The 6712-nt window shown below is 63.3% G+C and carries 5 protein-coding genes; 3 read left to right on the forward strand and 2 right to left on the reverse strand.

The genetic code is table 11. The features are described from left to right. Positions 1-471 precede the first annotated feature (471 nt). On the reverse strand, positions 472-1341 hold the full coding sequence (locus WMO66_RS05205; protein ID WP_349135329.1) for a YitT family protein: 870 nt from the start codon (positions 1339-1341) through the stop codon (positions 472-474). Between the two features lie 67 nt (positions 1342-1408). Beyond that, on the reverse strand, positions 1409-2650 hold the full coding sequence (locus tag WMO66_RS05210; RefSeq protein WP_349135330.1) for a glycerate kinase type-2 family protein: 1242 nt from the start codon (positions 2648-2650) through the stop codon (positions 1409-1411). Between the two features lie 295 nt (positions 2651-2945). Here WMO66_RS05210 and WMO66_RS05215 point away from each other — a divergent pair, with 295 nt between their 5' ends. The 3 genes from WMO66_RS05215 (at position 2946) to WMO66_RS05225 (ending at position 6520) form a co-directional block, all read left to right on the forward strand. Further along, the gene (locus tag WMO66_RS05215; RefSeq protein WP_349135331.1) at positions 2946-3584 is read left to right on the forward strand and encodes an RluA family pseudouridine synthase; all 639 of its coding nucleotides are present in this window, start codon (positions 2946-2948) and stop codon (positions 3582-3584) included. Between the two features lie 107 nt (positions 3585-3691). Further along, the gene (murC, locus tag WMO66_RS05220; RefSeq protein WP_349135332.1) at positions 3692-5062 is read left to right on the forward strand and encodes a UDP-N-acetylmuramate--L-alanine ligase; all 1371 of its coding nucleotides are present in this window, start codon (positions 3692-3694) and stop codon (positions 5060-5062) included. Between the two features lie 42 nt (positions 5063-5104). Continuing rightward, positions 5105-6520: an NAD(P)/FAD-dependent oxidoreductase gene (locus tag WMO66_RS05225; RefSeq protein WP_349135333.1), complete on the forward strand. Its 1416-nt coding sequence runs from the start codon at positions 5105-5107 to the stop codon at positions 6518-6520. The last annotated feature ends 192 nt before the right edge of the window (positions 6521-6712 follow it).

Genomic DNA, 6712 nt, shown 5'->3' on the forward strand with positions numbered 1-6712 from the left:
GGTGAAGTTACGCTGCATTTAAAAGATTTGCGTGACACCTACCAGTTCCCGGCGGGCGGCTGCGTGATCACGGACTTCGCCGACGGGAAGATCATCGTCCAATAATCAAAAACAGTTCCCGGCCCGGCGGCATCCCCGCCGGGCCGGTGTCTGTCTGTAGCGGCGGTCACTGAGCGCCATGGGCAGTTACAAGTTTCCGGATACCCTCGCCAACCGCACCGGCTCCCAGATTTGTCATTGCGAGGGCGCTTTGCGCCCGTGGCAATCTCGGGAAGGCAGTTACGTTTTCGCCAAGGCCTTCCTGTTGTCCAAGCATATGCCGCGAGATTGCCACGGGCGCAAAGCGCCCTCGCAATGACAAATCGGAGGCTATCGCCGTTTTAACGGTAGTCTGTACGAATCGGCAGCACATAGCTGGCAGTCACGCAAAAAGCGCGCCCCGGGGCCGGGGCACGCAGATTCTTTTCCGCTTCAGCGCTTGATGTGGGCGAAGTTGCCCATGGTCTCCTTCACGGAGCTGAGGTAGGCAAATGAGCCGGGGAACTGCTGGATGATGCGCTGGAACGCCACGATCTGGTGGCGGTTCACAACGCAGATGAGCAGCGTCTTGTTCGAATGCGTGAAGCCGCCGACGGCCGGGATCTCCGTAACACCGTGCTTCATATGCTTGAGCAGCTCGGCGGAAAGCTCCTCCGGCTTATCCGTGACGATCTCGAATTTCACGGCCTCCTTGAAGCCCTTGATCATCGTATCGCCGACGTGGCTGGACAGGAAGCAGTAGATCAGGCAGAGAATGACCGGCTCGATCTTGAAATCATAGACGAAGTAGGACAGGGCCGCGACGATGGCGTTGATGGCAAACACGATCCAGATGATGTGCATCTCCGGGCGGACATGGTGGACGAGCGCCGCCAGCAGGTCCGTGCCGCCGGTGCTGGAGTCGCGGCGCATGACCATGCCATAGCAGAAGCCGCTGATGACGCCGCCCGCGATGGGCGCAAGGATCGTGCTCGTGCCGGTAGTCGTATAGTACTCAAACGGCGCGAGGTTGACATAATCCAGCGCCAGCAGCACGACGGAAAACACGACTGCAAACGTCGCGGACAACACGGCATAGCGGTGGTCTACGATATAATACGTCAGCAGGACGAGCGGGACGTTGATGAGGATCGTCATATAGCCGACCTTAAAATGGAACACATGCTGGATGATGGTCGCGATGCCCGGCAGGCCGGACGGCGCGAACTCGTTGGGGAACACGAAGAGGTGGTAGCTCAGGGCAAGCAGACAGGCGCAGAACACGATGACCAGATAATCCTGCACAGTATGCCATTTTTTCATTGGAAAAGCCTCCCGGGGTTGTTTTCGAAGGGGTATCCTTAACTCATCTATATCTTACTAAATTTTATCAAAAAGTCAACCTCGGTTTTCCGATCAGCAGCACAGAAAGGTCGTTGACGTTCGTGCCCGTCGGGCCGGTACGCAGCAGGCCGCCGGTCTGCGCCAGCGCATGCCAGGCGTCGTTATCATCCAGCCACGCCTCCGCCGTGCGGCCGAGAGCGCGCAGAATGGCCGCCGTCCGACCGTCGGCATAGCCGCCCGCGGCATCCGTCGGCCCGTCCGTGCCGTCGCTGCCGAAGCTGAACACGGCGGCGTCCGAAAGTCCCTCCAGCCCCGGCGCGGCCGCGAGCGCCAGCTCCTGGTTTCGCCCGCCGAGACCGCTGCCCGTCACATGGACGACGGTCTCGCCGCCCGCCAGCAGGGCAAGCGCCCGTCCCCGGCCCGCATGATACTGCGCGGCCGCCGAAAGGAAGCGCCCGGCCTCCCGCGCCTCGCAGCTCAGGCGGTCCGTCAGCACGAACGGCGCATAGCCGAGCCTGCGGCACGTCTCTTCTGCCGCGGCGCACAGCAGCCGCACGCCGCCGACCACATGCCAGCGGGCGTTTTCCAGAAGCTTGGGCGTCTCCTGCCGGAGCAGGGCCTCCAGCGCGGCATCCGGCAGCAGGCCTGCCTGCCCGGCAGCCTCCAGCGCCTCTCCGCTCGTCGAGGGATCCGGCACGGCGGGGCCGGAGCCGATGACGTCCGGCCGGTCGCCCAGCACGTCCGACAGCAGAATGGATACAACGCGCGCCGGGGCGCAGTGCTGCGCAAAGCGGCCGCCCTTCACGGCGGAGAGGCGCTTGCGCACGGCGTTCATCGCCGCGATATCCGCCCCGCTGCGCAGGAGCCGCTGCGTGATCTCCCGCAGGCGTGCCTCCGGCACGAGCGGCAGCTCGAACAGGGCGCTGGCTCCGCCGGACAGCAGCACAAGGACCGTGTCCTCCGCCGTCAGCCCCTGCGTGAGCGCCAGCGCGCGGCGCGCCGCAGCAAAGGCCCGCGCATCCGGCACGGGGTGCCCAGCCTCCGCCAGCTCGAGCGGCGGGAGCGTCCCGCCGAGATGGCCGTCCTTGGTAATGACAATGCCCCGCCGGACGGGCACACAGGCACAGGCGGCCTGTGCCATGGCCCACGCCGCCTTTCCCGCCGCAAGGAGCACGATCCTGCCCGTCAGCCGCTCCGCTGCCAGCGCCTCCCGCACAAGCCGGCCCGGCTGCGCGGCCGCAACGGCCTCGCGCAGGATCGTCTCCGCATCCTCGCGCATCGTCTGCATGCATATCACCCTCTTTTTCTCCAGTATAGCGAACACAGAATAGGATTGTCAAGAGCTAAGGGAAGCTCTGATTCAATCAGCAAGAGCGGATGGCGAGAGATTTTTCGTCGAGTCGAGGTTTGGAAAGTGCAGGCGTACTTTGTGTACGTCAAGCTTTTCGAACCGATGGATCAGCGGAAAAGCTCCGTCATACGCCGCAGATGATCGAGGCAGAGCTTCCCCAAAAACAGGACTTGCAATTTCGAACACTTCGGAGTAAAATGGAGCGTATTTTGAGACGCGGGAGGGACGGGACATGATCCTCTATGAAGATGCGCAGCTCGTCGTGTGCTGCAAGCCGCGCGGCGTGCTTTCCGCCGCGGACAGCTCCGGGCAGGAGAGCATGGCCTCGCTGCTTGCGCCGCGCACGGTCTTCCCGGTGCACCGGCTCGACCGCGACGTACCCGGCGTGATGGTCTTTGCCAAGACCCGCGAGGCGGCGGCCTTTCTCTCGGCGCACCTCACGGCCGGCAAGGAATATCTCGCACTGGCCGAGGGTGCGCCGTGCAAAGAGCCGGAGGAGCTTTATGACCTGCTGTTCCACGACCGCGCGCGCAACAAAACCTACGTCGTGCAGCGCACGCGGGCCGGGGTACGCGAGGCGCGCCTGATCTGCACGCCGCTGCGCCTGCTGCCGGACGGCCGCGCCGCATTGCACCTGCAGCTGCTCACGGGCCGAACGCACCAGATCCGCGTTCAGCTCGGCTCACGCGGCTGCCCTGTCTGCGGCGACCGGAAATACGGCGCGCAGGCCGCGCCGGGCGGCATTGCCCTCTATGCCTGGCGGCTGCGTGTGCCGCACCCGGACGGGCGCAGCCTGACGTTCCGTCTGCCGGAGGAGCTTCTGCCGGATGAGCTGCGGGAACTTCCGGTTTTCCCTGCAGAACCCTTGTAAAATCCGGGGTTTTCTATTATAATATAGAAGGAGAGTTTTGGCCGCTGACCCGGAGTTTTTCCGGCGAGCGGTCAACTGTGCGGCTTTCCGAAGCAGGAGGAATGAATATGGCAAACAATCTCAAACGTCTGGACAGCTACCTTGTCCCCGGTAAGCACATTCACCTGATCGGCATCGGAGGCGTCTCCATGCGGCCGCTCGGGCTGGTGCTGCGCGGCATGGGCATCACGGTCACCGGCTCGGACATGAACGCCTCCGTCTCCACCGACGAGCTGATCGCCAAGGGCATCGAAGTGCACATTGGCCACCGCGCCGAGAATATTCAGGGCGCGGACTGCATCATCCGCACGGCCGCCGCCCACAACGACAATCCCGAGGTCGCCGCGGCCCGCGCGCAGGGCATCCCCGTGTTCGAGCGGGCGCAGGCCTGGGGCGTGATCATGCGCGAATATAAAAACGCCATCTGCGTGTCCGGCACACACGGCAAGACCACCACGACCGGCATGCTGACGCATATTTTCATGCAGGCACAGCGCGACCCGACCGTTATGATGGGCGGCTATCTCCCGCTGCTGCACGCAGGCCACCGCGTCGGCTCCGGCGACACCATTATCATGGAGAGCTGCGAATACTGCGACTCGTTCCTGAATTTCTACCCCACCGTCGCCATCGTGAACAACATCGAGGCCGACCATCTGGACTATTTCAAGGACCTCGACGCCGTGAAGCGCTCGTTCCGCAAATTTGCGGGCCTTGTGCCGCGCACGGGCCACGTCATCGCCAACGGCGACGATGCAAATACCGTGCAGGCGCTCTCGGATCTGCACTACCTCTCCTTTGGCATCGATGCGCACAACGATATCCACCCCGAGGGGCTTTCCGAGGACCTGCGCTCGTTTGACATTATCTGCTTCGGTAAGCGCTACTGCCATGTAGACCTGCAGGTCTACGGCCGCCACAATGTCTATAATGCGCTGGCCGCCGCAAGCGCCGCATGGGTCATGGGCGTGGACGGCGCGGATGTCGCCGCGGGCCTTGCCTCGTTCCACGGCGCGGGCCGCCGCATGGAGTTCAAGGGGACGTACCACGGCGCGGACGTCTATGACGACTATGCCCACCATCCCGGTGAGCTGCACGCCCTCATCGACGCCGTGGCCCACATGGGCTATCAGCGCGTGATCCTCGCGTTCCAGCCGCACACCTACACGCGCACGAAGGCCCTGTTCGACGATTTTGTCCGCGAGCTCAAGCGCGTGGACATCGCCGTTCTGGCCGAGATCTACGCCGCCCGCGAGAGCAACACCATCGGCATCTCCTCCCGCGATCTGGCGCGCTGCATTCCCGGCAGCGTCTACTTTGAGACGCTCCCTGAGGTCACGGCCTATCTCCGCGGGGCTGCGCAGAAGGGTGACCTGATCCTGACCGTCGGCGCAGGCGACATCTACAAGGCTGGAGAGGCCCTTCTGAAGGAAGAATAACATTCAAATAAATCAGCAATACCGCAGCACAAAGGAGTTTCTATGGAAAAGTATGATCTGATCATTGTTGGTGCCGGTCCTGCCGGCATCTTTACGGCCGTCGAGCTGTTCCGCCGCGGCGCACACAAGAAGATCCTGATGGTCGAAAAGGGCCAGAGCGTGGAAAAGCGCTCCTGCCCGAAGAGCAAGACGCAGAAATGCGTGAACTGCCAGCCCTGCAACATCACGACCGGCTTCTCCGGCGCAGGCGCGTTCTCGGACGGCAAGCTCTCGCTGAACCACGAGGTCGGCGGCGATTTCCCGAACCTCGTCGGCCCGGACTTTGCCCAGTCCCTCATTGACTATACGGACCAGATCTACCTGGAATTCGGCGCAGATCCCCATGTGGAGGGCGTGTCCGACCCCGATAAGATCCGCATCATCCGCCGCCGCGCCATTCGCGCAGGCCTGAAGCTCGTCGACTGCCCCATCCGCCACCTCGGCACCGAAAAGGCGCAGGAGCTTTATCTCGCGCTGGAGAACGACCTGCGTGCCAAGGGCGTCGACATGCTCTTCGGCCACAGCTGCGTCGATCTCGTGCTCGATGGCCCGCTGTGCAAGGGCGTCATCGTGGAGCCGACGCGCGGCGGCACGCGCGAGACGATCTATGCCGACGACGTCGTCATTGCGGCAGGCCGCCGCGGCGCGGAATGGCTGGAATCCCTGTGCGCGAAGTATGACATCGCCCACCAGCCGGGCACCGTGGACATCGGCGTGCGCGTCGAGGTCCGCAACGAGGTCATGGAGGAGGTCAACAGCGTCCTCTACGAGTCCAAGCTCGTCGGCTATCCGCAGCCGTTCAAGAACAAGGTTCGCACATTCTGCCAGAATCCCGGTGGCTTTGTCAGCCAGGAAAACTATGACAAGAACCTCGCCGTCGTAAACGGCCACAGCTACAAGGACCTGAAGTCCGACAACACGAACCTGTCCATCCTGTGCTCGCACAACTTCACCTACCCGTTTAACCAGCCCATCGCCTACGCCCAGAAGGTCGGCGAGCTGACGAACATGCTGGCCGACGGCCACATCCTCGTGCAGCGCTTCGGCGACATTCTCGACGGCAAGCGCACCTGGCCGAAGGAGCTGGCGTTTTCGAACGTGCGCCCGACACTGCCGGACGCCGTCGCGGGCGACATCACCGCCGGTATGCCCTACCGCGCCATGATCAACATCATCGGCTTCATTCAGGCCATGGATCAGGTCGTGCCGGGCTTTGCCAGCTATGAGACGCTGCTGTACTCCCCGGAGCTGAAGTTCTACAGCAACAAGGTCAAGATGACCCCGGACCTCAAGACAAACGTGGCGCACCTGTACTGCCTCGGCGATTCGTCCGGCTGGACGCGCGGCCTGATGATGGCCTCCGCCATGGGCGTGCTCATGGGCCGCAAGCTCGCGGGCTATGAGGAGCCGCTGCGCTGAGGAGATCGTCGGAAAGCTCTGCGAGGCCGCCTGCCGTGCCCTGCCGTGCGTTGTAGGGGAGCGGATAGCCGGGCCCGGCGCTGCACGAACGATCCGTACAAGCTGCCGTTAAAACGGTAAAAACCAATTGCGTCTGTAGCGGCGCTCACTGCGCAGCCGTTGGCGGCTTTGCCGCCTTACGGATGCGGCGTC

The organism is Faecousia intestinalis, from assembly GCF_040096185.1.
Classification (GTDB): domain Bacteria; phylum Bacillota; class Clostridia; order Oscillospirales; family Oscillospiraceae; genus JAZOXB01.